Origin of the sequence: Paraburkholderia kururiensis (genome assembly GCF_034424375.1) — a bacterium.
GTDB lineage: Bacteria > Pseudomonadota > Gammaproteobacteria > Burkholderiales > Burkholderiaceae > Paraburkholderia > Paraburkholderia kururiensis_A.
On the sequence record NZ_CP139965.1, the window covers coordinates 5,909,510 to 5,935,431 of the forward strand.

General features: G+C 66.6%; 19 protein-coding genes. 14 read left to right on the forward strand and 5 right to left on the reverse strand.

The features are described 5' to 3' along the window. Positions 1-5: 5 nt before the first annotated feature. Together U0042_RS26480 and U0042_RS26485 are read right to left on the reverse strand one after the other, a co-directional pair. Complete coding sequence (locus U0042_RS26480) at positions 6-1,415, reverse strand: NarK family nitrate/nitrite MFS transporter (protein WP_114811517.1); 1,410 nt, start codon at positions 1,413-1,415, stop codon at positions 6-8. Further along, the gene (locus tag U0042_RS26485; protein WP_114811518.1) at positions 1,412-2,689 is read right to left on the reverse strand and encodes an MFS transporter; all 1,278 of its coding nucleotides are present in this window, start codon (positions 2,687-2,689) and stop codon (positions 1,412-1,414) included. The genes U0042_RS26480 and U0042_RS26485 overlap by 4 nt, the downstream gene beginning before the upstream one ends. A 481-nt stretch (positions 2,690-3,170) precedes the next feature. Here U0042_RS26485 and U0042_RS26490 point away from each other — a divergent pair, with 481 nt between their 5' ends. The 8 genes from U0042_RS26490 (at position 3,171) to U0042_RS26525 (ending at position 14,204) form a co-directional block, all read left to right on the forward strand. After that, complete coding sequence (locus tag U0042_RS26490; protein ID WP_232833406.1) at positions 3,171-3,638, forward strand: hypothetical protein; 468 nt, start codon at positions 3,171-3,173, stop codon at positions 3,636-3,638. A gap of 250 nt (positions 3,639-3,888) precedes the next feature. Beyond that, the gene (locus U0042_RS26495; protein ID WP_114811519.1) at positions 3,889-4,296 is read left to right on the forward strand and encodes a response regulator; all 408 of its coding nucleotides are present in this window, start codon (positions 3,889-3,891) and stop codon (positions 4,294-4,296) included. Positions 4,297-4,483: 187 nt separating this feature from the next. Next, the gene (locus U0042_RS26500) at positions 4,484-4,933 is read left to right on the forward strand and encodes a CBS domain-containing protein (protein WP_114811520.1); all 450 of its coding nucleotides are present in this window, start codon (positions 4,484-4,486) and stop codon (positions 4,931-4,933) included. A gap of 223 nt (positions 4,934-5,156) precedes the next feature. Continuing rightward, positions 5,157-6,458, forward strand: coding sequence for an SfnB family sulfur acquisition oxidoreductase (locus tag U0042_RS26505; RefSeq protein ID WP_114811521.1), 1,302 nt, complete (start codon positions 5,157-5,159; stop codon positions 6,456-6,458). A 14-nt stretch (positions 6,459-6,472) separates the two neighbouring features. Further along, positions 6,473-7,774 (forward strand): SfnB family sulfur acquisition oxidoreductase, encoded by a 1,302-nt coding sequence (locus U0042_RS26510; protein ID WP_198665331.1) that lies wholly within the window; start codon positions 6,473-6,475, stop codon positions 7,772-7,774. Beyond that, positions 7,774-9,240: an LLM class flavin-dependent oxidoreductase gene (locus U0042_RS26515; protein ID WP_114811522.1), complete on the forward strand. Its 1,467-nt coding sequence runs from the start codon at positions 7,774-7,776 to the stop codon at positions 9,238-9,240. The genes U0042_RS26510 and U0042_RS26515 overlap by 1 nt, the downstream gene beginning before the upstream one ends. 81 nt (positions 9,241-9,321) lie before the next feature. Continuing rightward, on the forward strand, positions 9,322-10,839 hold the full coding sequence (locus tag U0042_RS26520; protein WP_114811523.1) for an MFS transporter: 1,518 nt from the start codon (positions 9,322-9,324) through the stop codon (positions 10,837-10,839). A 494-nt stretch (positions 10,840-11,333) separates the two neighbouring features. Next, complete coding sequence (locus U0042_RS26525; RefSeq protein WP_114811524.1) at positions 11,334-14,204, forward strand: ATP-dependent Clp protease ATP-binding subunit; 2,871 nt, start codon at positions 11,334-11,336, stop codon at positions 14,202-14,204. A gap of 79 nt (positions 14,205-14,283) precedes the next feature. On the opposite strand, the gene U0042_RS26530 is transcribed toward U0042_RS26525, so the two are convergent. Continuing rightward, positions 14,284-14,994: a FadR/GntR family transcriptional regulator gene (locus tag U0042_RS26530; protein WP_114811525.1), complete on the reverse strand. Its 711-nt coding sequence runs from the start codon at positions 14,992-14,994 to the stop codon at positions 14,284-14,286. Between the two features lie 299 nt (positions 14,995-15,293). Here U0042_RS26530 and U0042_RS26535 point away from each other — a divergent pair, with 299 nt between their 5' ends. From U0042_RS26535 to U0042_RS26555, 5 genes are all read left to right on the forward strand, one after another. Next, positions 15,294-16,844, forward strand: coding sequence for a sugar ABC transporter ATP-binding protein (locus U0042_RS26535; RefSeq protein WP_114811526.1), 1,551 nt, complete (start codon positions 15,294-15,296; stop codon positions 16,842-16,844). Beyond that, entirely contained in the window at positions 16,837-17,868 is a 1,032-nt protein-coding gene (locus U0042_RS26540; protein ID WP_114811527.1) for an ABC transporter permease, read from the forward strand. Before U0042_RS26535 ends, U0042_RS26540 begins: the two co-directional genes overlap by 8 nt. 57 nt (positions 17,869-17,925) lie before the next feature. Continuing rightward, the gene (locus U0042_RS26545) at positions 17,926-18,873 is read left to right on the forward strand and encodes an ABC transporter substrate-binding protein (RefSeq protein ID WP_114811528.1); all 948 of its coding nucleotides are present in this window, start codon (positions 17,926-17,928) and stop codon (positions 18,871-18,873) included. Between the two features lie 121 nt (positions 18,874-18,994). After that, entirely contained in the window at positions 18,995-20,005 is a 1,011-nt protein-coding gene (locus U0042_RS26550) for a zinc-binding alcohol dehydrogenase family protein (protein WP_114811529.1), read from the forward strand. Positions 20,006-20,081: 76 nt separating this feature from the next. Continuing rightward, positions 20,082-21,215 carry a mannitol dehydrogenase family protein gene (locus U0042_RS26555; protein ID WP_114811624.1) on the forward strand — a complete coding sequence of 378 codons (1,134 nt, stop codon included), beginning with the start codon at positions 20,082-20,084 and terminating at the stop codon, positions 21,213-21,215. 161 nt (positions 21,216-21,376) lie between these two features. Here U0042_RS26555 and U0042_RS26560 read toward each other — a convergent pair whose 3' ends face one another. Next, on the reverse strand, positions 21,377-23,488 hold the full coding sequence (locus U0042_RS26560) for a hypothetical protein (RefSeq protein WP_198665332.1): 2,112 nt from the start codon (positions 23,486-23,488) through the stop codon (positions 21,377-21,379). Positions 23,489-24,082: 594 nt separating this feature from the next. On the opposite strand from U0042_RS26560, the gene U0042_RS26565 reads away from it, so the two are divergent. Next, a complete protein-coding gene (locus U0042_RS26565; protein ID WP_114811532.1) occupies positions 24,083-25,105 on the forward strand; it encodes a methyl-accepting chemotaxis protein in 1,023 nt (340 codons plus the stop codon). A gap of 64 nt (positions 25,106-25,169) precedes the next feature. On the opposite strand, the gene U0042_RS26570 is transcribed toward U0042_RS26565, so the two are convergent. Then, on the reverse strand, positions 25,170-25,631 hold the full coding sequence (locus U0042_RS26570; protein WP_114811533.1) for a hypothetical protein: 462 nt from the start codon (positions 25,629-25,631) through the stop codon (positions 25,170-25,172). Between the last annotated feature and the right edge of the window lie 291 nt (positions 25,632-25,922).

A 25,922-nucleotide genomic window follows, 5' to 3' on the forward strand; every position in this document is an offset into this window, starting at 1 on the left:
AGGGATCAGCAGGGCATAGGCGCGTTGCGGCGGGCGTAGTGCCACCAGGTCACGGCGATGCAGATGAGGTAGAAGGCGATGAACACGTAGAGCGCCGCTTCCGGGCCGCCCGTGAGCGCGATGGAGCTGCCGTAGCTCTTCGGGATGAAGAAGCCGCCGTAGGCCGCCATCGCGGCGGAAAAGCCGAGCGTGGCGGCGGCTTCGGTGTTGCCTTCCTTCGTGGCGCGCGCCACGGCATCGCGGTCCTTCGCGTTCACTTCGCGCAGCTTCAGCGTCTGGAAGATCACGGGGATCATGCGAAACGTCGAGCCGTTGCCGATGCCCGTGGTCAGGAACAGCACGAGGAAGCTCGTGAAGAAGCCGCCGAACACGCCGCCCGAAGGGCCGGTGGGCAGGAAGTACAGCACGCCGCCCACGGCGCAGGCCATCACGACGAAGTTCCAGAGCGTGACGCGCGCGCCGCCGAGCCGGTCCGCGAGCCAGCCGCCGAACGGACGCACCACCGCGCCGCCGAGCGGTCCGAGCCATGCGTAGGCGAGCGGGTTGATGCCGGGGAACTGGCTCTTGATGAGAAGCGGAAAGCCCGCCGCATAACCGATGAACGAGCCGAAGGTGCCCAGATAGAGCACGCACATGAGCCAGTTGTGCTTGCGGCGGAAGATCACGGCTTGCTCGGAGAACGACGCCCTGGCTTCGGCCAGATCGTTCATGCCGAACCAGGCGGCGAGCGAGGCGATGGCGATCCACGGCACCCAGATGAACGCGGCGTTCTGCGTCCAGACCTGGATGGTCTCGTGATTCTTGATGATGGTTTGCGGCGCGCCGCCGAAGATGCCGAAGACACCGGCCGTCACCACGAGCGGGCTCAGGAACTGCACCACCGAGACACCCAGGTTGCCGAGGCCCGCATTCACGCCGAGCGCCGAACCCTTGCGCTCCTTCGGAAAGAAGAAGCTGATGTTGGCCATGCTCGAGCTGAAGTTGCCGCCGCCGAAGCCGCACAGCAGCGCGAGCAGCAGCATGGTGGGGTAGCTCGTCGTGTTGTCCTGCACGGCGAAGCCGATGCCGAGCGCGGGAATCAGCAGCGAGGCAGTGGAGATCGCCGTCCAGCGGCGCCCGCCCACGAGCGGCACCATGAACGAGTAGAAGATGCGCAGCGTCGCGCCGCTCAGCGCGGGCGCGGCGGCGAGCCAGAACAGCTGGTTCGTCGAGTAGTGGAAGCCGAGCGCGGGCAGGCTCACGGCCACCACGCTCCACACCTGCCAGATGGCGAAGGCGAGAAACAGCGCCGGCACCGAGATCCACAGGTTCAGTCGCGCGACGGCTTCGCCTTCGCGTTCCCAGAACGCCTTGTCTTCAGGCGTCCAGATTTCGAGCAGGCGGCCACGCCGCGAGCCCAGCGGTTGGGAGTTCATTTGGATTCTCCTTGAGAGGGGCGCAGATCCGGCACATTGAGCACGTTGGCCGTGCGCACTTCGGTCCAGTACATCCAGATCAGCGAGACCCAGACGATTCCGTAAAGCAGCATGAAGGCGCTGGAGCGGATGCCGGTGAGATCGAGCAGCGCCCCGAACAGAATGGGCAGCAGGAAACCGCCGAGGCCGCCGGCCAGGCCGACGATGCCGCTCACGGCGCCGATGTTGTGCGAGAAGTCGTTGCTGATGTACTTGAAGACGCTCGCCTTGCCGAAGGCCCAGCAGATGCCGAGCAGGAACATCAGCGCGGTGAAGGCGTAGACGTTGAGGCCGACGTGGAAGGTCTTCGCGCCGGCCACGGTCGATACGGTGAAAGAGGTCTGCGGGTAGCTCAGCAGGAAGAGGCAGACCCAGCTCACCCACATCACCCACCAGGTGACGCGGTGCGCGCCGTGACGGTCCGAGAGCACGCCGCCGATGGCACGCAGCACGCCGCCCGGCAGCGAGAAGCAGGCCGCAAGCAGCGCCGCGACACGAATGTCGAGCCCGTATTCGCCGACGTAGTACTGCACCATCCAGAGGCTCAAGCCCACATAGCCGCCGAACACGATGCTGTAGTACTGACAGTAGCGCAGCACCTTCGGGTCTTTCAGCACGCGCAACTGTTCGGTGAAGGTCGTGTTCGCGGGCACGAGATGCTTCGGGTCGCTTGCGCTGCCCAGCCAGAAGACGATCAGCGTGCCGAGCAGCAGCGCGGCGTAGACCTTGGGCACGCTCGTCCAGCCGTAGGCGACCAGCAGCGCGGGCGCGAGAAACTTGTTGACCGCGGCGCCCGAGTTGCCCGCGCCGAACACGCCCATCGCCGTGCCTTGCCGCTCTTTCGGGAACCAGCGCGCGACGTAGGGCGTGCCCACGGAGAACGCGCCGCCCGCCAGCCCCAGCACCATGCCGATGGCGAGGTAGTGCCAGTACTGCGTGGCATACGCCATCAGCCACACGGCGGGCACGACGACGGCGAGCAGCACGGCCATGACGATGCGGCCGCCGAAGCGGTCGGTCCAGATACCGAGCGGCACGCGGATCAGCGACCCGGAGAGCACCGGCATCGCGGTGAGCAAGCCGAATTCCGTCGCGTTCAGTCCGAGCGTCTTGCGGATGGGAATGCCGATGACGGCAAACATCATCCAGACCATGAAGCACACGGTGAACGCGAAGGTGCTGACCGCGAGTACGGACCAGGCTTTGCGGGGAACGGGAGTGGGGGAGCTGCGCACGGCGTACCGCCATCGTTGACAGGATGGCTCATTGTGGTGGGCGGGCCGGTGCGTGAATATCCGCCCGGTGGGTGCGCGGAGCGAGGCGGAAGAACGATGCCGAAGCGGTTCGGGTAGTTCGAAAGAACTATGCCTCGGGGGCCGGGGTAAAGGCCCGGCTAAAGAGCTGATTAAGGACCTGACTAAGGACCTGACTAAAGACCCGCCGCGAATGACGGCGTGCGTGGCAAGGCATGCGGCGTGCGGCCCCATGCGAAGCAGTGCCAACCGGCCGCGCAGAAAGATCCGCTTACAAAAACGCTACGGCCTTCGACAACGGAGGGGTAAGGCTTGTGGTCAAATGCGCATCGACCTTGAGTTTTGTGAAGCCATGTGTACCCAGCATTCGAGAAGTATCCCTTCCGCAAGCCGGAAGAACGGCACCCCGGCGCGTAGGGCGAGCCTGCGCAGCATCGCGCTGCGAACCGCGGCGGCGCTCGCGGTGCTCACCGTAGCCGGCTGTGCGGCGTATCCCTACAACACCTACAGCACGTACGACAGTTCGTATTACGGCGGCGCAGTGGACAACGGCGGCTATTACTACGCGCCGTATGGGCCGGCAACCGTCTATGACAACGGCCCCGTCTATTACGGGCCGGGCTACGGCGGCTGGTATGGCGACCGCGGTTACTGGCACGACGGCGACCGTGACTGGGGACGCGGGTCGTGGGGCGATCGCGGCCGTCCGCCCCAGGACGCGCGTCCGATGCCGGGCCACCGTCCGCCGGGCGGCGGTCCTCCGGGCGCGCGGCCGCCCGCTCCGGCAGTGGCTGCCGCACCGGCGCCTGCCCCGGCTCCGCCGCCAGCGCAGTCGGGCGCGCGCGGCGGCGGCAATGGTGGAAATGGCGGTGGCGGCGGGGGCGGAACCCGGCGCGGACCGCAATGGGGCCAGGGCGGCGGCTGGCATTGATCGGCTCCAAGGGATCCCCACAAAGCGCAGGACAAAGGGCTGGATAAAGGGCAGGTGGGGCAGCAACGAAGGCTCGCTGAAGTGCTTCGATTGAAAGACAAATGAAATTTTGTGCGCCGTCTGCTGGCGCATCGCAGCGCGCGCACCCGAAGCCACGCCCGGCGGCCTTTGGGCGCTTGTCGGAAAAGCCCTACAAAGAACTCGTCCTGCGCTGATTTCTTCGAATGGGCGTGTTGTGGATACTGCACCTATGACTGCGGATACCCTCGTGCCCTCACTGAACATCTTTCTCGTGGAAGATTCGACGCTCGTGCGCAAGCGGCTCGCCGCTTTGCTCGAGACGGTCGGTGGCGTGAAGATCGTGGGCGAGGCGGACGAGCCGGTCTCGGCGCTGGCGGGCATCGCCGCCGCCGAAGACGTGGATATCGCGATCGTCGACCTGCAACTGCTCGACGGCAGCAGCGGCCTCACGGTGCTCAAGGGGCTTGCGAGCCAGCATCCGGGCATCGTGGCCATCGTGCTCACCAACTCCGCTTTGCCGCAGTATCGCGACGCCTGCTTCGCCGCGGGCGCGCGCTACTTCTTCGACAAGGCCACCGAAATCGGCACGCTGCGCGACGTGGTGCGGCGCTTTGCCGAGGGCACCGAGTCTGTCTGACTCCCGTCAGCTCCGGTCTGCCTTAGCTTTATCCTCTCTACGCTTTTCCTCTCGCCGTATGTCGCCGCACCGGCCGCTCGTTCCCCACGGGCCGGTTGACGCACGTCAATGCCGGCACCCGGCCGCGTTCTACGCTGAACACGCGCTTCGTCAATGGTCGTCGGAGGCAGACAAGAGGAATTGCATCATGCACGTCGGAAAAATCGTTACGCGTCCCGTGGAGACCTGCGGCGTCAACGAGAGCGCCTCGGCGCTTGCCGCACGCATGCGTCAGTCGCACGTGGGCAATCTCGTGGTCATCGAATATCGCAACGGCGAGGCGGTGCCGGTCGGGCTCGTGACCGACCGCGATCTCGTCGTCACCGTGCTGGCCACCAACCAGGACCCCGAGCGCGTCACGGCGGGCGAGATCATGTCGCGCGGCGTGGTGGTCGCGAACGAGGGCGACGACGTGAGCGTCGCGCTCGAACAGATGCGCCGCTCGGGCGTGCGCCGCCTGCCGGTGGTCGACGAAACCGGCAAGCTCACCGGCATTGTCGCGATGGATGACGTGGTCGAATATCTCGCCTCCATGCTCGTGGACGTGTCGCGCGTGGGGCGCTTGCAGGCGATCGAGGAGCAGCGCTTCAGGGGGTAGGCGAACGCGGCGGCAAAGAGGCGGCAACGAAGCGGCTTGCGGTGCTCGATCGGCAAACCGGAATCGGCGCTCGCGAGACCGGCAAACCAAAATCGGCAAAGCCGATAAGCAAGTGAAAAATTGCTGGTAGGGCATCGCGCCCCGGGCTGTTCCAATGGAGGTTTTCCGCACGTCCATTCGCCTTGCGCGGGACGGGCGCGGTCATTCTCCGGTTCGAACAGCCATGTCGCTCACGTCGCCAACGTCGCTTCAGTCCATCCCGCCTGCGCCTTCCACAGCGCGCCTTCCTCGACCGCCCGACCTCGCACGCGTGCAGCGCATCGCCGACGATGCCGCCGCACTCGCCGCTGCGCGCACGCTCGCCGACGCCTTCGCACAAGGCGCCGCCGCTCGCGACCGCGAGCGCGCGCTGCCGTGGGACGAACTCGATCAGTGGTCCGAAAGCGGCCTCGGCGCCATCACCGTGCCGCGCGAATACGGCGGAGCCGAGGTGTCGTACGCCACGCTCGCCGAAGTGTTCGTCACGCTGTGCGAGGCCGACCCGGCGCTCGGCCAGATTCCGCAGAACCACTTCGGCGTGCTCGGTCTGCTGCGCGAAGCCGGCACGCGGGAACAGCAAGCGCGCTTCTACGGCGAAGTGCTGGCGGGCCGCCGCCTCGGCAACGCAGGCCCGGAGCGTCGCGCCAACGCAGCCGGCGCCGTGGCCGCGCCCACTATCCTGCAAGGCACCACGCGCCTGCAGACCACGCCGCACGGCCTGCGCCTCTCGGGCCGGCGCTTCTATTCGACGGGCGCGCTTTTCGCGCATCGCATCCCCACGCGCGCCACCGACGACGAAGGCCGCGCCGTCCAGGTCTGGGTGCCGCGCGACGCGCCGGGGCTCGCCGTGATCGACGACTGGAGCGCCTTCGGCCAGCGCGTTACGGCGAGCGGCACCGTCGTGTTCGACAACGTTCCCGTCGAGGCGAGCGACGTCGTTGCCGTCTGGGCGATTGCCGACCAGCCGGGCCTCTACGGTCCCACCTCGCAGCTGATCCAGGCCGCCATCGATCAAGGCATCGCGCAGGCCGCCGTCGCCGACGCGCTCGGTTTCGTGCGCGAGCGCGCCCGGCCCTGGATCGACTCGGGCCTCGATCACGCGAGCGACGACCCCTACATCATCGCGGACGTCGGCCGGCTGGAGATCGACCTGCACGCCGCGCACGAAGTGCTGATGGAAGCGGGCCGCACGCTCGACGACCTCGCGGCCCGGCAACGGCAAAGTCCACTGGATGCCGAAGCGAGCGCGCGGGCCTCGGTGGCCGTGGCCGAAGCGAAGGTGCTCACCACGCGCATCGCGCTCGAAGCGAGCGAGAAGCTCTTCGAACTGGCGGGCTCCGCGGCCACGCGCGCTGCGCACAACCTCGACCGCCACTGGCGCAACGCCCGCACGCATACGCTGCACGACCCGGTGCGCTGGAAGCTGCACCTGCTCGGCAACTATCACCTGAACCACGTGCTGCCCGCGCGCCACGCCTGGAACTGACAAGGAGCCCGACGATGACCGTCGAATTGACCGCGGCGCCCGATGCTGTGTCGACGCGAGCCGCTGCATCTGCCGTATCGGCCGCGCCCGCGCCATTGCCCACCGCACCGGCCGCACCGAATGCGCCGACCGTGCCCGAGCGGATCGAAAACGACGCCCATGCCGTTCAGACCGCCATTCGCCTTGCCGCGCAATTCGCGCCGCAGGCCGCGCTGCGCGACCGCGAGCGCCGCCTGCCGTGGGCCGAGCTCGATGCCTTCGTCGCGAGCGGCTTGTGGGGCATCACCGTGCCGCGCGAGTACGGCGGGCCCGGCGTCAAGGCGGGCACGCTCGCCGAAGTGATCGCGACGATTTCCGCCGCGGACGGCTCGCTCGGCCAGATCCCGCAGAACCACTTCTACGCGCTCGAAGTGCTGCGCGTGGGCGGCAGTGCGGCGCAGCAGCGCTTCTTCTACGACCGCGTGCTCGCGGGCGAGCGCTTCGGCAACGCGCTCGCCGAGATCGGCCAGCGCGACTTCAAGCGCCGCACGCGGCTCACGCGCACGAGCGCGGGCTGGCATATCGACGGCCGCAAGTTCTATTGCACCGGCGCGCTCTACGCGCACTGGATCCCGACGCTCGTCGTGGCCGAAGAAGACGGTCGCGAGGTCTCGTATCTCGCATTCGTGCCGCGCCACGCGAAAGGGGTGACCGTGATCGACGACTGGGACGGGTTCGGGCAACGCGTGACCGGCAGCGGTTCCGTGCAGTTCGAGCATGTGGAAGTGGAACCCGAATGGGTGGTGCCGTTCCAGGCGTCGTTCGAGCGCGCAACCACCATCGGGCCCCTCGCGCAGATCATGCATGCCGCCATCGATCTGGGCCAGGCGCGCGGCGCGTTCGCCGCCGCGCTCGATTTCGTGCGCGAGCACGCGCGCCCATGGATCGACGCGAAGGTGGCGCGCGCCGCGGACGACCCGCTCGCCATCGTGCAATTCGGCGACCTCGCCGCACGGCTGCGCGGCGCCGAGGCGTTGCTGCGCCGCGCGGGGCGTTTCGTCGATGCCGCGCAGGCGGCGCCTGACGAAGCCTCCGTTGCCGAAGCCTCCATCGCCGTGGCCGAAGCACGCGCGGCCACCACCACCGTTTCGCTCGACGCGGGCTCGCGCCTCTTCGAACTCGCGGGCACGGCGGCCACGCTCGACGGCCTCGGCCTCGACCGTTTCTGGCGCAACGCGCGCACGCACACCCTGCACGACCCGGTGCGCTGGAAGTACCACGCTATCGGCAACTTCTATCTGAACGGCAAACGGCCGCCGCGCCACGGAGCCCTGTAATGGCGAACACGCGCGCCCGCAAACGCATCCTGCTCAACGCGTTCAACATGAACTGCGTCGGCCACATCAACCACGGGCTGTGGACGCATCCGCGCGACCGCTCCTCGGACTACCGGCTGCTGTCGTACTGGACGGACCTCGCTCGCACGCTCGAACGCGGCCTCTTCGACGGGCTTTTTCTGGCGGACATCGTGGGCGTCTACGACGTGTATCAGCGCAACGTCGACGTGACGCTGCGCGAATCGATCCAGTTGCCGGTCAACGATCCGACGCTGCTCGTGCCCGCGATGGCCGCCGCCACGCAGCATCTGGGCTTCGGCGTGACGGTCAATCTCACCTACGAGGCGCCGTATCTGCTCGCACGGCGCTTCTCGACGCTCGACCACCTCACGCAAGGCCGCATCGGCTGGAACATCGTGACGGGCTACCTGGACAGCGCGGCGCGCGCGATGGGGCAGCCCGCGCAACTGCCGCACGACGAGCGCTACGACCGCGCCGACGAGTATCTCGAGGTGCTCTATCAGCTTTGGGAGGGCAGCTGGGAGAACGACGCGGTGCGGCGTGACAAGGCCGCGCGCGTCTACGCGGATCCGGCGAAGGTGCACCGCGTGGAGCACACAGGCCGCTACTACGACGTGCACGGCTACCACCTCGCGGAGCCCTCGCCGCAACGCACGCCGGTATTGTTCCAGGCGGGCAGTTCCGGCCGCGGGCAGCGCTTTGCCGCGCGTCACGCGGAATGCGTGTTCATTTCGCCGCCCAACCGCGAGGTGGGACGCGAAACGGTGCGCGCGTTGCGCGAGCAGCTCGTGAAAGCGGGCAGACGGCCCGAGGACGTGAAGGTATTCGTCGGCGCGGCCGTGGTGCCCGGCGCGACCGAGGCCGAAGCGCGCGAGAAGCACGCCGACTATCTGCACTATGCGAGCCGCGAGGCAGGCCTCGCGCACTTCGCGGCGAGCACGGGCATCGACTACGCGCAGTACGACCTCGACGAGCCGGTGGACTACTCGCCGGGCAACGCCATCGAATCCGCCACGCGCACCGCGCAGGCGCACGGCTGGACACGCCGCAAGCTGCTAGACCTCTTCGCGTTGGGCGGGCGCTATCCGGCCATCGTCGGTACGGCGGACCAGGTGGCCGACGAATTGCAGAAGTGGGTGGACGAAGCCGACGTGGACGGTTTCAACCTGAGCCGCACCGTCGTGCCGGAGAGCTACGAAGACTTCGTGGATCTCGTCGTGCCCGAGCTGCAGAACCGCGGCCTCTACAAGACGGCTTACGAAGCGGGCACGTTGCGGCACAAGCTGTTCGGCGAAGGCGATACGCTGGCCGCGCGGCATGCGGGGGCAGCGTTCCGCGTCGGGCAACCGCATGCTTCGGGATCCGAAATACCGGATCGCCGCGAACGAGGCGACGCACGCGTGTCTGCTGCGACATCCACGGCGGCGCCCGCGAAAAGCATATGAAAAAACGTTGCTTGGTGCGCTGCAATGCGTTCGCTACGATGCAGCGGACTTGCCACCATCGCGCATAAGCGCCTCGTCCTCATGTCCACCGTTGCCGACGCTTCGAATCTTTCCCCCGCTGTTTCCACCGATGCCGCCGACGCGGTCCATCCACCGCCGCACGGCGACGCATCGGCACCGCGCATCGTGCGGTCCGCCGAAGACGTCGCGCGCATGGTCGGCGAGGGCGCCTCGACGGGCGGCAACGCGCGCTGGGTCATCGCCATTGCGCTGGGCGGCGTGTTCCTCGACGCCTACGACCTCACTTCGCTCGCGTACGGCGTGAAGGACATTGCCCGCGAGTTCGCGCTGAGTCCCGCCCAGGTGGGGCTCGTGTCGGCAGCCATTACGTTCGGCGCGATCCTGGGCGCGCTGGTGGGCGGCTATCTCACGGATCGCATCGGACGCTATCGCGTCTTCATGGCCGACATGCTGTTCTTCGTGGTGGCCGCGATTGCGGCCGGGTTCGCGCCCAACGCGTGGGTGCTGGGCGGCGCGCGCTTTTTGATGGGCTTCGGCGTGGGGCTCGACCTGCCGGTGGCCATGGCGTTTCTCGCGGAGTTTTCGAAGGTGACGGGCAAGGGCAGCAAGGCCGCGAGCGTCGCGGCATGGTGCCCGGCGTGGTACGCCGCCACGAGCACCTGCTATCTGCTGATCCTCGGGCTCTATGCGGCGCTGCCCGAGCATCAGCTGGGCTGGCTGTGGCGCTTCACGCTCGCGTTCGGCGCGGTGCCGGCGCTCCTCATCATCGCCGTGCGCAGCCGCTATATCAGCGAGTCGCCCGTGTGGGCCGCGAATCAGGGCGACCTGGAAGGCGCGGCGCGCATTCTCAAGCGGGCGTATGGCGTTGAGGTCGTCGTCCAGCGCGAGCATACCGCCACGCACGAGCCGCGCGTGGCCTCCTGGCGCAGCTACGGCGCGCTCTTTCGCGGACGCTACGCGCGGCGCACGGTGCTGGCCGCGACGATCGGCGCGGCGTCCTCGTTCGGCTACAACGCAATCGTCTACGGCTTGCCCGTGATTCTCGCGAGCTTTCTCAAGCAGGGGCCGCTCACCGCCATCGTCGCGGCGCTGACGCTGAACCTGCTGTTCGCGTTCGTGGGCGGTTTGATCGGCGTGCGCTTCGTGTCGCGCTTCGGCGCATGGAAGATGACCGCGGTGGGCCACGCGTTGCAGTTCGCGTCGCTGATCGGACTCGCGCTCATCGGGCGGCCCGGCAGCGGCGTGTTCGTGGTGCTCGCCATCCTGCTGCTGGGCGGCTATCTGTTGGGGCAAGGGTTCGGGCCGGGTGCGCACAGCATGAGCTTCGCGTCGCTCAGCTACCCGACTTCGCTGCGCGGCGTGGGCGTGGGCTTCAACCAGACGCTCGTGCGCACGGCCTCCACGGTCTCGCTGTTCCTGTTTCCGATTCTCGCGGCGGCGCTCGGCACGCAGGTGTTCTGGGTCATCGCGCTCGCGCCGTTGACCTCGCTCGTCGTGCTGTTGCTCATCCGCTGGGACCCGGCGGGCTACGACATCGACGCCGAGGACTACGGGCGAGGCGCGGTTGCCGCGGCGTAGACCGCTTCTTTTCTCCACGATCTGGGGCCGGCGTGCTTGCCGGCCCGAACGGTTCGCACAAAGGGGACTTCGCGGGGCGCTAACAGGAATAGCCCTTGCGCCTGCCTCTTGATATGCGCGGCGCGGCTTCTGAGCCGCCCGTCGTGTGGGGTTCGGCTAGCACGTGGCACGTCGCCGCACCTGGGTGCGGCGCGCGCGCTTTTTCCTCGCTTTCTGACTTCCTCGCGTATACCTGCCATCAGGCCTGGGGAACCCGCACATTTCGGACTATCTTTGAAGAGGCGGCCTGCGCGTAGGGCCGGCTCATCGCCAGGCCTTCCCGCCAGGCCGCCTCCCTGCAAACACAGCCCCGCGCGTCTTTGCGTTCTGCCCTTGATTTCCCCGCCACCGCGCGCACCTTGCAGAAAGCGCACAGGCGCGCGGTTTGCGCGCCCTGTGTTTTGCGGTCAATGGCTGCGCCGGCCCGGCGCGCCGTCACACAACGGGAATCCGATATGGCACGACAGACCTGTGAAATCTGCGGCGCGCGGCCCGCCGCCGTTCGCGTCGCAATCATCCAGAACGGCTATCGCCGTTTCCTCGACGTCTGCGACTACCACTACGCGCAGCTCACGCGGCATCAGCGCACGCTGTCGCCGCTCGAATCGCTGTTCCTCGGCGCGATGGCCGACAACGGCGGCCAGCCCGCGGGCTACGGCCAGCCGCAACCGGACACGCCCGCGGGCGTCGCGACCGGCGTGCCGCCCGAGGAAAGCGCCGGCCTCGAACGCTACTTCAGCGAGACCGCGCGCGAACTGCTGCAGCGCGCCGCGGAACGCGCGGTGCAGTGGGGCCGCCGGCAGATCGAGTCCGACCATCTGCTGTACGAACTCGCGGGCAACGACGTGGCGGCCGGCATTCTCACGCGGCTCGGCGTGGACCCGGGCCAGCTGCGCGCCTACATCGATGCGAACGCGCCGAAGGGCGCGCCCGGCGACGCGCCCGAGAACGACACGATTGCCGTCTCGCCGCGCGTGAAAAGCGCGCTCGATCGTGCCTTCCTCGCCTCGCGTCAGTTGGGCCAGGGCTTCGTCGGTCCGGAGCATCTGCTCGTGGGGCTTGCCGACGTGCCCGACAGCTTCGCCGGCAACGTCATGCGCAATTACGGCATCGACGCGCGCAAGCTGCTGGAACAGATGGTGCAGTCGGGCACGGTGCAGGCCGGGCGCGACCGCGCTGGTCCGCCGAAAGGACCGAGCACGCCGCATCTGGACCGCTATAGCCGCGACCTCACGGCGCTTGCGCGCGAAGGGCGGCTCGACCCCGTGATCGGCCGCTCCAGCGAGATCGAAACCATGGTCGAAGTGCTCGCGCGGCGCCGCAAGAACAACCCGGTGCTGATCGGCGAGCCCGGCGTCGGCAAGACGGCCGTGGTGGAAGGCCTCGCGCAGCGCATCGTGGGCGGCGACGTGCCCGAGTCGCTGCGCGACAAGCGGCTCGTGGAACTCAACGTGAACTCGCTCGTGGCGGGCTCGAAATATCGCGGCGAATTCGAGGAACGCGTGAAGCAGGTGATCGACGAGATCACCGAGCATCGCGAAGCGCTCGTGATCTTCGTCGACGAGATTCATACCATCGTGGGCGCGGGGCAGGGCGGCGGCGAGGGCGGGCTCGACATCGCCAACGTCTTCAAGCCCGCGATGGCGCGCGGCGAACTGAACCTGATCGGCGCCACCACGCTGTCCGAGTACCAGAAGTACATCGAGAAGGACGCGGCGCTCGAGCGGCGCTTCCAGCCCGTGTTCATCGCGGAGCCGAGCGTCGAGCAGACCATCACGATTCTGCGCGGCCTGCGCGACAAGCTGGAGGCGCACCACAAGGTGACGATCCAGGACTCGGCGCTAGTGTCCGCAGCGGAACTGTCGAACCGCTACATCAGCGGCCGCTTCCTGCCGGACAAGGCCATCGACCTCGTCGATCAGGCCGCGGCGCGTGTGCATCTGTCGGGCACGTCGCGGCCCGCGCGCATTCTCGAACAGGAAGCGCAGCTTGCGCAGTTGCGCCGCGACCAGGACTACGCGGCCTCGCGCAAGCAGTACGAAAAGGCCCACACGCTCGGCGAGGAGATCACCCAGGCCGAACGTGCGCTCGCCGAGGTGACGGACTCGTGGAAGCGCCAGATGGAGTCGAACACGTCGGACGTGCGCATCGAGCACATTGCCGAGATCGTCGCGAAAATCACGGGCATTCCCGTGACGAACCTCACCACCGAGGAGCGCGAGCGCCTGCTGCACATGGAAGAGCGTCTGCACGAACGCGTGATCGGCCAGCAACGCGCGATTGCCGCGGTGAGCGATGCGGTGCGCCGTTCGCGCGCGGGGCTGCACGACGTGCGGCGTCCCACGGCGGTGTTCCTGTTCCTCGGGCCGACCGGTGTGGGCAAGACGGAACTCGCGAAGGCGCTGGCCGAAGTGGTGTTCGGCGACGAGAACGCCGTGGTGCGCATCGACATGAGTGAGTACATGGAGCGCCATTCGGTGGCGCGGCTGATCGGCGCGCCGCCCGGCTACGTGGGCTACGAGGAGGGCGGCCAGCTGACCGAACGCGTGCGGCGGCGGCCCTATTCGGTGATCCTGCTCGACGAGATCGAGAAGGCGCACCCCGACGTCTACAACGTGCTGCTCCAGGTGTTCGACGATGGCCGTCTCACCGACGGCAAGGGTCGTGTGGTGGACTTCAGCAACGCGCTCATCATCGCCACGAGCAACCTCGCCTCCGACGTGATCGCCGGTCAGCGTCAACGCGGCCCGGGCTTTTTGTCGGGCGGCGCAGCTTCCGTGGAGAGCGGCGTGATGGGCGAACTGCGCCAGCACTTCCGGCCCGAGTTCCTGAACCGCATCGACGACATCATCATCTTCAATGCGCTCACGCAGGAAGAAATGCGCGCCATCACGACGTTGCAGCTGGACCAGGTGAAGCGCGTGGCGCGGTCGCAGAACGTGGAGATCGAGTTCGACGAGAGCGTGGTGGACCGGCTCGCCACCCAGGGCTACCGGCCCGAGTACGGCGCGCGCGAATTGCGGCGCCTCGTGCGTCAGACCATCGAGAACGAACTCGCGAAGCGCATGCTGAGCGGGGACATCCGCGAAGGCGCGGACGTGCGTTGCGCTATCGATGCGGCAACGGGCGAGGTCACGTTCGAGCCCGCTGCGTCGGGCAAGGGTCGCGCGGACGGCGAGACGAAGGTGGCGAAAGAGGAGCCTTCGATCCCGCCGCTTCATGAGCGCAGTGCGGACGGCGCGGCGGGCGGACCCGCAGGCAGTGAAGCGCGGCCGCCTTCGGCCGAGGGCAACTCGCAGCAGCGGGGTTCCGGGCCGCTGCACTAAGACGCCTTCGCGTCACCTCATGCAGTCATGCACGTCGCACCGCAGGACAACGCGCGCAGCGGGGCAACCCCTGCGCGCGTTACTGCACGTCCTGCTTCAACGCACCCGCCATCCACCGTTCCTCCGATGCCTTCAGATGGGCGCGCATCGCGGTTTGCGCCGCGATGGGGTCGCCCGCCTGCAACGCCTTGAGAATGTCTTCATGCTCGCGCACGGCCACTGACCACGTCTGCGCGCTCTCGGCATGGCCGCGCATGGCCGCCGCAATGGGGTCGTGCCGGCTGTCGAACAGCTCGCCCACGAAGCGCGCGAGCACCGAATTGCCGGTGGTCTCGGCAATCAGCATGTGGAACTGACGGTCGGCATCCACGGGCGACTTGCCGGCCGCGGCCAGCTTGCGCATGCGTTCCAGTACGCGGCGTAAGCGGTCCAGCGTGGCCGCCGTGAACTTGCCGGTGGCCAGCACGATCACGGTGCCTTCAATGGCGATACGCGCCTGCATCAGCTCGGACGGGCTTTCGCCCAGCGCGGCGATGGCGTGCTCGCCGCCTGTGCTGCCGCCGGCCGCCTCGCGGACGTAGACGCCCGAGCCCATGCGGATCTCGATCTGCCCGCCAATTTCCAGCGCAATCAGCGCCTCGCGCAGCGACGGACGCGACACGCCCAGCTGCTGCGCCAGCTCGCGCTCGGGCGGCAGACGTTCGCCCGGCGGGAATTCGCCCTGGCGGATCAACGCAAGGATCTGCGCGGCCACGGATTGGTAAAGCCGCTTGGGTTCTGTCTGTTTCATCGGGGGCCCGTTTCTGAGCGGTTTCACACGCGAACGACCGGGGTCGCAAGCGGGGACGGAGTCTAGCATACGCGTCTCTCGCCCCATTCAGCGCGGGTTTGCGCGCTGCTCGGGGTTTTCACCAATGGTCAGAGCACTTATAAAAAAACGATATTGGCTTGACCAAACGGACGGCGGCGACACGAAATTCAGCCGAATTTCTCGCAACCGGCCTGACCGGTGCCCACCCGGACTGACGACAGAGATGGCGCGCAGTGCAGCCCGGGTTTTCGTCACACAGAACAACCATGGAGACGGGCATGGCAAGTCCCAGCGTCCAGCCGGCCGGTACGGCCGCGCCGGAGCAGCCGCCGCTGCGCGAGATCCTGCGGCTGGAAGGCGTCGGCAAGCGCTTTCCGGGCGTCGTCGCGCTCGACGGCATCGACCTCGATCTGCGCTACGGCGAGGTGCATGCCATCTGCGGCGAGAACGGCGCCGGCAAGTCGACGCTGATGAAGATCATCAGCGGCCAGTACCGCGCGGACGAAGGCACGATCCGCTACAAAGATCAGCCGGTGCAGTTCCAGTCCACCACGCAGGCGCAGGCCGCGGGCATCGCCATCATTCACCAGGAGCTGAACCTCGTTCCCCACCTCTCGGTGGCGGAGAACCTCTACCTGGCACGCGAGCCGAAGCGCGGGCCGTTCGTCGATTACCGCCGGCTGCACGAAAACGCGCAGCGCTGCCTCGCCCGCATCGGACTCAACGTGTCGCCCGGCACGCTCGTGGGCGCGCTCTCCATCGCGCAGCAGCAGATGGTGGAGATCGCGAAGGCGCTCTCGCTCGATGCCCAGGTGCTGATCATGGACGAGCCCACGTCTTCGCTCACCGAGCAGGAGACGGTGCAGCTCTTTCGCATCATCAAGGAACTGCGCGCGGCTGGCGTCGCGATTCTCTACATCTCGCACCGGCTCGACGAAATGGCCGAGATCGTGGATCGCGTCACCGTGCTGCGCGACGGCCGCCACATTTCCACGCACGACTTCGCCGCGACCACCGTGGACGAGATCGTGGCGCGCATGGTGGGGCGTCCGCTGCACGACGCGTATCCGCCGCGCCAGTCGGTGCCGACCACCGACGTCCTGCTCGCCGTGAAAGACCTGCGGCGCGAGGGCGTGTTCGGCCCCGTGTCGTTCGAACTGCGCCGCGGCGAGATTCTGGGCTTCGCCGGGCTGATGGGCGCGGGCCGTACCGAGGTGGCGCGCGCCATCTTCGGCGCGGACCGCACCGATAGCGGCGCGGTGCTGCTCGCCGGCGAAGCGGTCACCATCCGCTCGCCGCGCGAAGCCATCAAGCACGGCATTGCCTACCTCTCCGAAGACCGCAAGAAGGACGGCCTCGCGCTCGCCATGCCGGTGTCGGCGAACGTGACGCTCGCCAACGTGCGGGCCATTTCGTCGCGCGCCGGCTTTCTGCGCTTCGACGAGGAAACCGCGGTGGCCGAACGCTACGTGCGCGAACTCGGCATCCGCACGCCGGGCGTCGGGCAGACCGCGCGCAATCTCTCGGGCGGCAACCAGCAGAAGGTCGTGGTGAGCAAGTGGCTGTATCGCGGCTCGAAGATCCTGTTTTTCGACGAACCCACGCGCGGCATCGACGTGGGCGCCAAGTACGCCATCTACGGGCTCATGGACCGGCTCGCGGCGGACGGCGTGGGTGTCGTGCTGATCAGCTCGGAGTTGCCCGAACTGATGGGCATGACCGATCGCATCGCCGTGTTCCACGAAGGCCGCATCACCGCGGTTCTCGAAACGAAAGAGACTTCTCAGGAAGAAATCATGCACTACGCGTCGGGGCGCACTCATGCTTGAAATGACATCGGATCGAAGCGAAGCGGTCGACAAGGCCGCACGGCAGCGGCGCCGTGACCTGATTCAGAAGTTCGCCGCATTGGGCAGCCTCGTCGTGCTCGTGATCGCGTTTTCGCTCACGAGTGCGGCGTTCTTCTCGGTGGGCAATCTCATGACGGTCTCGCTGCAAGTGACCTCGATTGCCTACCTAGGCGTGGCCGCCACCTGCGTGATCATCACGGGCGGCATCGACCTTTCCGTCGGGTCGGTGCTCGCGCTGGCGGGCGTGGTGGCCGCGCTGCTCGTGAAGGCGGGCGCACCGGTGCCGGTCGCGATGCTGGGCGGCGTGCTGGTGGGCGGCCTGTGCGGCTTCGTCAACGGGCTGTGTGTGACGCGCATGGGCCTGCCGCCGTTCATCGCGACGCTCGGCATGATGCTCGTGGCGCGCGGCGTCGCCTTGCAGATCACGGGCGCGCGGCCTGTCTCGGAACTGGGCGACGCGTTCGGCGCGCTCGGCAACGGTGCGCTCTTCAAGATTTCGCACATCGGCGCCGATGGTTTTCCCGACACCACGTTCCCGGGCATTCCGTACCCCGTGGTGATCATGGTCGTGCTGTTCATTGCGGCGTCGATATTGCTGTCGCGCACGGCGCTGGGCCGCCACATCTATGCGGCCGGTTCGAACGCGGAGGCCGCGCGGCTTTCGGGCGTCAACGTGCGCGGCGTGCAGCTTTTCACTTACGTGCTCTCGGGCGTGCTGGCGGGCGTGACGGGTTGCGTGCTGATGTCGCGGCTCGTCACGGGCCAGCCCAACGAAGGCGTGATGTACGAACTCGATGCGATTGCGAGCGCCGTGATCGGCGGCACGTCGCTGATGGGCGGCGTGGGCACCATCTCGGGCACGGCCATCGGCGCGTTCGTGATCGGCGTGCTGCGCAACGGCCTGAACATGAACGGGGTGTCGAGTTTCATCCAGCAGATCATCATCGGCGTCGTGATTCTGGGCACCGTGTGGATCGATCAGTTGAGAAGCAGGAAGCGGTAAGCCATCACAAGCGCAATTCCAACAACACGTCCCTAACCACGGGCATAGGAGCGAGACATGAAAAAGCTTTCCATCCTGGCCGCGGCCGCCACGCTGTGCGCCGCGTTCACCACTTACGCGCAGGCCGCGGGCGGCGAGATCGCCGTGATCGTGAAGACCGCTAATTCGAACTACTGGCAGAACGTGCAGAAGGGCGCCACCGCCGCCATGGCGAACGCCAAGGGCTACACCATGACCTTCCAGGGTCCGGCCGCGGAATCCGACATCGCCGCCGAAGTGAACATGGTGGAGAACGCCGTGAACCGTCACGTGGCCGGCATCGTGCTTGCGCCGTCGGACCCGGACGCGCTCGTGCCCGCCATCAAGAAAGCGTGGGAGGCGCACATTCCGGTCGTGCTGATCGACTCGATGATCTCGGACGCTGGTAAGCAGTACTACCAGTCGTTCCTCTCGACGGACAACAACAAGGCCGGCGAACTCTGCGCGAAGGCGATGATCGACAAGGTTGGACAGACCGGCAAGGTCGCGATCATGTCGTACGTGCCGGGCGCGGGCTCGGAGATCGGCCGCGTGGGCGGCTTCCGCAAGTACCTGGCGGCGCATTCGAAGCTGCAGATCGTGGGACCGTTCTACTCGCAGTCGCAGATGGCCACCGCGCTGAACCAGACCACCGACGTGCTCTCCGCGAACCCTGACCTCAAGGGCATCTTCGGCGCCAACGAGCCCACGGCGATCGGCATGGGCCGCGCGCTCGCGCAGTCGGGCAAGGCAGGCAAGGTGGTGGCCATCGGCTTCGACGGCAACCAGGACCTGCAAGGCTTCGTGCGCGACGGCACCATCCAGGGCATTGCCGTGCAGAGTTCGTATCAGATGGGCTACAAGGGCATCCAGACGCTCGTCAACGTGATCGATCACAAGCCGGTCGCGAAGGTGGTGGACACCGGCGTCGTGATGGTCGACAAGCAGAACATCGACACGCCCGAGGCGAAGAACGTGCTGTATTGAGGGCGCGTTGAAGCAGTCGTAGTGAAGCAGTCGTATTGAACCCGACCGGCTGTGCCTCGCGCATGGCGTGCGAAGCGTTGCCCGCTGCGAGGCGCGGCCGGTCCACTGGAGAAGAAGTCACATGCTGAGCGTCATTTGCGAATCCCCCGGCGTGTTGCGTTCCGAACAACGCGAAACGCCGCTGCGCGGCGCGGGCGAGGTGCTGCTGCGCGTGTCGCGCGTCGGCATCTGCGGCACCGACCTGCACATTTTCACGGGCAACCAGCCGTACCTTTCGTATCCGCGCGTGATGGGGCACGAGCTGTCGGGCATCGTCGTGGAAGCCGAGCCGCAGACGAAGCTTGCCGCGGGTGACGCCGTGTACGTGATGCCGTATCTCTCCTGCGGGCAATGCGTGGCGTGCCGCCAGGGCAAGACGAATTGCTGCGTGAACATCAAGGTGCTCGGCGTGCATCGCGACGGCGGGCTGGCCGAATACCTCAGCGTGCCTGCACAGTTCGTGCACAAGGCGGACGGCGTGACGCTCGACCAGGCCGCCATGCTCGAATTTCTCGCCATCGGCGCGCATGCCGTGCGCCGCGCCGACGTGCAGCCGAAACAGCGCGTGCTCGTGGTGGGCGCGGGGCCCATCGGCATGGCCGCGATGATTTTCGCGGGCTTGCGCGGCGGCGAAGTGACCTGCCTCGACACGCGCGCCGACCGCCTCGCGTTCTGTGCGAGCCACCTCGACATCAAGACCACCGTGCAGACCGGCGCAGGCGATGCGGACGCGTTGTCGAAGCTCACGAACGGCGAGTTCTTCGACGTGGTGTTCGACGCCACGGGCAACGTGAACGCGATGAACCGCGGCTTCGAGTTCATCGCGCACGGCGGCAAGTACGTGCTCATCTCCATCGTGCCGGGGCAGATCACGTTCTCGGACCCCGAGTTCCACAAGCGCGAAGCGACGCTGCTGGGCAGCCGCAACGCCACGGCGCAGGACTTCGAGACCGTGCTCGATGCAATGCGCGCGGGCAGGATTCCGGACAAGGCGCTCAACACGCATCGCATGCGCCTCGCCGACGTGCCCGCGGAATTTCCGAAGCTGCTCGATCCGCAGCAGACGGTGGTGAAGGCGCTGGTCGAATGCTGAACGGCGTGTGTCGCCCGCCTGTTTTCCCTATTCTTGAACGGCGTCGTTGCGCATGAGCGAACCTTCCCAGGCATCCATCAGGGCACCCATTCTCCAGTTCGGCACCAGCCGCTTCCTGCAGGCGCATGCCGCGCTGTTCGTTTCGGAGGCGCTCGCGCGCGACGAGGCGATGGGCGGCATCGCCGTGGTGCAGACCACGAACAACCCCGTGAGCCGCGCGCGCATTGCAGCGCTCGCCTCGGGCGAGGGCTACCCCGTGCGGATTCGCGGCATGGAGTCGGGCGCCGCAGTCGATCGCGGGGTGACAGGGCGCGCCATCCGCCGCGCGTGGATTGCGGACGAAGACTGGCCCGCCATTCGCCGCGCCGCGATTGAAGACATGCGCGTGATCGTTTCGAACACGGGCGACACGGGCTATCGCCTCGACGAGCGCGACGGCGCGCCACTGCTCGCGCAGACGGACCACGTGCCGCGCAGCTTTCCTGCCAAGCTGCTCGTGCTTTTGCACGCGCGCTGGGCAGAACGCGCGGAGGCGCCGGTCTCGCTCTTTCCGTGCGAACTCGTGGCGAACAACGGCGACACGTTGCGCGACCTCGTGATCGGACTCGCGCGGCAATGGCAGGCAGAACCGGCGTTCGTGTCGTGGCTCGCGACGCATTGCGTCTGGGCCAATTCGCTGGTGGACCGCATCGTCTCCGAAGCCATCGACCCGGTAGGCGCCGTGGCCGAGCCGTATGCGCTCTGGGCCATCGAGCGGCAGCCCCGGCTCGAGTTGCCGTGCACCCACCCGGCCATCGTCCTGACCGACGACCTCAAAAGTTTCGAGCAACTGAAGCTCTTCTTCCTGAACCTGGGCCACACATGGCTTGCCGAGCAATGGCTCGTGCAAGGCCGCCGCGCGGACGAAACCGTCTTCGAGGCCATGAACGACGACGCCATGCGCGCCTCCGTGGAAGCGGCCTGGTGGGAAGAGGTGATGCCGGTGTTCGCGGCCATGAGTCTCGCCGAACGCGCGGAACAGTACGTAGCCAGCGTGCGGGAGCGGTTTCTGAATCCGTTCCTGCGGCATCGCCTTGCGGACATTGCGCAGAATCACGCGGAGAAGGTGAGGCGCAGGATGGTGCCGGTGGTGGCACTGGCGCAGGAGGTGGGCGCCGATGCCGGGCTCGAACGATTGAAGGCGGTGATCGCGCGCGTCGAAGGCGCTTGAGCGGGCGTGGGCAGGCCTCGGCAGGCACGCGGCCCGCGATGGGTCGTCGCGCCCGCGGCGCCCTCTACGGAAGCGGCATCGGCTTGCAGCTGTCCAACGAACGCCAAGAACCAGTCACGACGCCGGACCCGCTCTTACGCAGCGGGTCCGCTGCCTTCGACTTACTGCGCCGCCGCAGCCGTCCCTACGCGGTAGCACGTAGGAATCGCGTTCTTCTTGGGGCGCTGATAGATCAGCTTGTAGCCGCCCGCCGACGTGCGCGACTGCGGCGAGCTGAACGTCACCACCTTGCCGAAATCGCCGTCCGTGGTGCTCACCTGGCCGATGACGAGCGGGGCGAGCACGGGGTCGGTGCGCGCCGAATCCGCGTCGATGATGCGGCGCACGTGCGAGAGGTTCTGCACGTACCAGTCCGCCTTCATGGACGCCGTCGGAATCACGAACGGGCGATACGCCGGGCCGGCGAAGTGGCTGTCGATGATCATCCACGGGTCCTTGCCGGCGCTGCCCAGGTCGGAGGGCAGCACCTTCTGTCCTGGCGCGGTGCTCTTCAGATACGACGCGATGTCGGCGCCCAGACGCGAGCCGCGCTGCCCCGCCGTGGCGGGATCGTAGAGGCTGCCGTCCGGACCGTTGCGCAGATCGCTGAAGTGCTTGCCCGTCCACGTGATCACGTGCGAGACGATGTAGCCGTTCGCGATGTTCGACGGCGTGGCGTCGGCCGCCTGCGGCGCGGTCTGCGTGATGTAGAGCAGGTCGCCCGGCCGCAGATGATCGACGAGGCTCGCGATATTGCCCTGGTTGATGTCGAGCAGCACGCCGGCCTGTTCTTTGCCGACGAGCGGGTCGCCGCCCGTGGAGCACGCCTGCGTGCCGATGCCGGTTTCCAGATTGCCCGTGTCGTGCGTCACGCCGGCGAAGTCGTAGACCCACGACGTGAAGTCGGAGCAGTCCACGCCTTGCCAGTTCACGTCGTCGTGCGCAACGGCAGTGAGGCTCTGCGATCCGTCGCTTCTGCGGTTCGCGGTACAGGTCATGCCGGAGCTGTCGCCGCCCGACGTGCTGCCCGACGTCGAGTTACGGAATTTGGCCGGACTCACGGGCGGCAGCCAGCCGGGAATGTGGTGGTGGCAATAGTTGATGCCCTGGTCGACCCAGTAGTTCTCGACGGCCATCACGAGTTCGCGCTGGAAGGTGGCCACGTCGTCGTTGCACGAGGCGGTGGTGATCGCGCCGTATACGGCCGCGTGCGGACCCCACGTGCCGCCGTTCGCGTAGCTTGCCCAGTTGGCGGCCGTCACGCCGTTGCCGAGCAGCGCCTGAACGTCGTTCTTGCGGCTCGCAAAGAGGCCGAACTGCTCGGCGAGAAGGGCGATGCGGTCGTGGCAGGCCGCGCTGCTCACGGTGACGGCGGCCGGTTTGCCCGGAACGACCGCGGTGAGCGCCGAGATCGACGTGATGCCGGAGCGGTTATGGGCACCAGCGACGTAATCGGCGGCGCCCACGGTGAGCGCGCAGTTGGCGGTGGCCGGCGCGCCCAGCGTGCCGTCGGCGGCCACGTCGCCCGCGCCGGCGTTGCATTCCGCGAGCGTGTCGCCGTTGGCCGCCTGCGCGACGATGTTCGCCGTGCTATCGGCAATCGACAGGCCGGCCGACGTGCGGCTCTGCGATTCCGCGCCGAGCGCGAGCGCCATGACGGCGCCCGGCGTCATAGCGGCCGCGGCGCCCGCTGTCACGAAGGTGGGCAGCGTCTGCTGCACGTCGATGTTGCCGGCGAACGCGTTCACGCGCGACAGGGCGGCCGTGACGTTGCCCGCCGTCAGACCGCCCGCGCTCACGGCGTCCGCAACAACGGCGTTCGACCAGGGCGACACGACCATCCGCGCTGGCGTCGAGAGATAGACCGCGTCCACTTCGCCGGACAGATCGGCGCTGGCGCCCGTGGCCTCTTCCTCGTAGCGGCCGCCCGTCACGCGCACCAGCACGGGGTAGCGCAGCGTCTGCCATAGCGAGAAAGAGCCGTCGCTCGCCGTGGTCGTGGTGGCGAGCGGTTCGTGGGCGGCGCTGCCGTCGGGATTCAACGGATAGACGGCGACCGTGGCGTTCGCTACGGCACCCATCCAGGCACTGCCGGACAGGGACGGCGTGGACGATCCGCAGGCGGCCACGCTGAGCGCGAGTACGGCGCTCGCCACGGAAGTGAGCTTGATTGATTTCACGATTGAGCGGGATAAAGCAAAAAGACGGTCGATATTACCGATGCGCTGCCGCATCGAGATGGCGTTTCAAGAGCGTAAGAGACGCGGCGCGCCGGCGATTGGTCAAATAGCCGAACGAATGCCCTATTGATTTGGGCATTGCAGAGACGTGTGCGACGCGGCAACGACTTGTGCGATTCCGGTAATTCGTTCCGATGAGCGGCTGAACGAGCAGGCCTTGGGACGAGTGCCGTTAATCTTCTATCTATTGAAAAGACGACCTAGGCACGGGGCCCATTATTAGAGGCTGATGTTTTGATTTAAATAAAATCGACAGGCCTATAAAACCGACTTTCGGGGCGGGGCGAGCGTTATTTAAAACCATTAAACGACGGTCATGCACAGGCGCCGAGCCACGCCCGCAGCCCGTCGGGGCAAACCTGCACCAACTCGTTCCGCGTGCCCCTCGTCCCTCCGAAAGGCCTAAAGAAATGCCCGCGTTATGCCGTTTATGAGTTGTTTTCGCGCCGGAATCTTTATCTGACGAAAAAGCCGCCCAACGAAAGGGAATAAAAGTGCGGCTGCACAGTAATGGCGCCGACTTGCATTGCTTTGGTGCGATCTGTCGCACGCAAAAGACGAACTTAAACGATAAGCAGAGGGAAAGTCATGGCTGACGCCAACGAGATTGTCGATTTGACGCGAGAAGTTCACCGTATTGCGAAGGGCAACGTATCGGACATTAACGACATCAATCGGGAAACGACGTTCCTCGCCATCAACGCGCTGATCGAATCGGCGCGTGCCGGCGATGCCGGGCGCGGTTTTGCGGTGGTCGCGAATCAGGTCAAGGTCGTGTCGCAACGCATCGGACAGTTGACCACCGAACTGGGCCGCGAACTCACGGCCCTGGGCGACCGGATGATCACGCAGTTGGAGCAGCAGGAAGCGCAGCGCCTCACGGATCTCGCGCTCAACATGATCGAAATCATCGACCGCAACCTCTACGAACGTTCCTGCGACGTGCGCTGGTGGGCGACCGACTCCGCGATCGTCGATTGCCTTGCGCACGACACGCCCGAACACCGCGCGTTCGCGTCCGAGCGGCTGGGCGTGATCCTGGACAGCTATACCGTGTACCTCGATCTGTGGGTGATCGACATGGCCGGCAACGTCGTGGCCACCGGACGGCCCGGCCGGTTCGCCCCGGCGGGGCGCCAGAACGTGGCGGACAAGCCGTGGTTCAAGGCCGCGGCGAAGTCGGCGTCGGGCGCCGAATACGCGTCGGCCGAACTGGAGACGATGGAGGCATTGGGCGGCGCTGCCGTGGCCACCTACGCCGCGGCCATTCGCGAAGGCGGCGCGAACCGGGGGCGCCCGCTCGGCGTACTCGCGGTTTTCTTCAACTGGGCGCCGCAGGCGTCGACGGTGGTGAAGGGCGTGCGTCTGTCGGCCGAGGAGTGGACGCGTACGCGCTGCCTGCTCGTGGATGCGCGCAAACGCGTGATCGCCAGCTCCGACGACAAAGGCGTGCTGCAAGAGGTGCTGCCGCTCAAAGTGGGTGATCCGAAGGCCGGCGCGTATCGGCCGGACGCCGACACGTTGGTTGCCTACGCGTTGACGCCCGGCTACGAAACCTACGAAGGGATGGGATGGTACGGCGTGATCGTGCGCAAGCGCGCGGGGCGGTGAAGGGGCTGCACGCACCATCCGCCTTTTGGAGCGGATGGTGGCTGCAGGAGAATACGCCGATTATCTAGATGTCCGCGGTCGCCGTGGCCGGCAAATGGGTGCGCAAAATCTCCAGACAGCGCTGCTGGTCCGCCCGCGGCATTTCATAGAGCGACAGGCGGGCTTTACGTGGCTTGCTGCGCGCGTCGTCCGGCCGGGTATAGCAGATGAGCAGCGTCAGCCAGCCCCGTTTCAGGCTGATGATGTTCTGGTAGTGGATGACCGATTTTTCGATCTGGCAAAAGTCGTCATAAAATCGGGCACGCGTTCTGAAAATCAGCCAGACGAGCATGATGGTGGGGAAAATAAAAATTTTCCATATATCGCTAAAATCGAGGCCGGAAAATGGGCCTGATAAAAAATACATGATGGCCGGAAAAATCACCACCCAAAGTATGACCAGGGTGGGAATCACAAACCGGTTTCCCTGCGCGACGAATTGCGGTTCGATGATGGATGGATTATCGGATGAGGTGGGTTGTGTCATTGTTTTCTCGTCAAATGGATTGCGCGTGAAATGACCGTGGGAATGCATTAAATCTAATGTGTTAATCGTTGCGCAGCGGCGCTGCCATCTTAGGCGTCTGCAGACCATAAATCAATCCCGGATTTAGATTAATGGATATATTTATCCGTTCGGCATATCCGCCGAAACATAATCGAATTTCAATCATTCCCTTTATTTCCGACGCAAGCCACGCCGGGAAACCCTCTCCAGAATTCCGGCGCAACGCCGGTGCTCGGGCTGCCAACGCATCGTGACCGGAAGGTACGCGGG

Coding starts and splice junctions, on each gene's coding strand:
- U0042_RS26480 (WP_114811517.1), bottom strand. CDS start 1,415: ATGAACTCCCAACCGCTGGGCTCGCGGCGTGGCCGCCTGCTCGAAATC.
- U0042_RS26495 (WP_114811519.1), top strand. CDS start 3,889: ATGACTGCGGATACCCTCGTGCCCTCACTGAACATCTTTCTCGTGGAA.
- U0042_RS26500 (WP_114811520.1), top strand. CDS start 4,484: ATGCACGTCGGAAAAATCGTTACGCGTCCCGTGGAGACCTGCGGCGTC.
- U0042_RS26505 (WP_114811521.1), top strand. CDS start 5,157: ATGTCGCTCACGTCGCCAACGTCGCTTCAGTCCATCCCGCCTGCGCCT.
- U0042_RS26510 (WP_198665331.1), top strand. CDS start 6,473: ATGACCGTCGAATTGACCGCGGCGCCCGATGCTGTGTCGACGCGAGCC.
- U0042_RS26515 (WP_114811522.1), top strand. CDS start 7,774: ATGGCGAACACGCGCGCCCGCAAACGCATCCTGCTCAACGCGTTCAAC.
- U0042_RS26520 (WP_114811523.1), top strand. CDS start 9,322: ATGTCCACCGTTGCCGACGCTTCGAATCTTTCCCCCGCTGTTTCCACC.
- U0042_RS26525 (WP_114811524.1), top strand. CDS start 11,334: ATGGCACGACAGACCTGTGAAATCTGCGGCGCGCGGCCCGCCGCCGTT.
- U0042_RS26530 (WP_114811525.1), bottom strand. CDS start 14,994: ATGAAACAGACAGAACCCAAGCGGCTTTACCAATCCGTGGCCGCGCAG.
- U0042_RS26535 (WP_114811526.1), top strand. CDS start 15,294: ATGGCAAGTCCCAGCGTCCAGCCGGCCGGTACGGCCGCGCCGGAGCAG.
- U0042_RS26540 (WP_114811527.1), top strand. CDS start 16,837: ATGCTTGAAATGACATCGGATCGAAGCGAAGCGGTCGACAAGGCCGCA.
- U0042_RS26545 (WP_114811528.1), top strand. CDS start 17,926: ATGAAAAAGCTTTCCATCCTGGCCGCGGCCGCCACGCTGTGCGCCGCG.
- U0042_RS26550 (WP_114811529.1), top strand. CDS start 18,995: ATGCTGAGCGTCATTTGCGAATCCCCCGGCGTGTTGCGTTCCGAACAA.
- U0042_RS26560 (WP_198665332.1), bottom strand. CDS start 23,488: ATGCGGCAGCGCATCGGTAATATCGACCGTCTTTTTGCTTTATCCCGC.
- U0042_RS26565 (WP_114811532.1), top strand. CDS start 24,083: ATGGCTGACGCCAACGAGATTGTCGATTTGACGCGAGAAGTTCACCGT.
- U0042_RS26570 (WP_114811533.1), bottom strand. CDS start 25,631: ATGACACAACCCACCTCATCCGATAATCCATCCATCATCGAACCGCAA.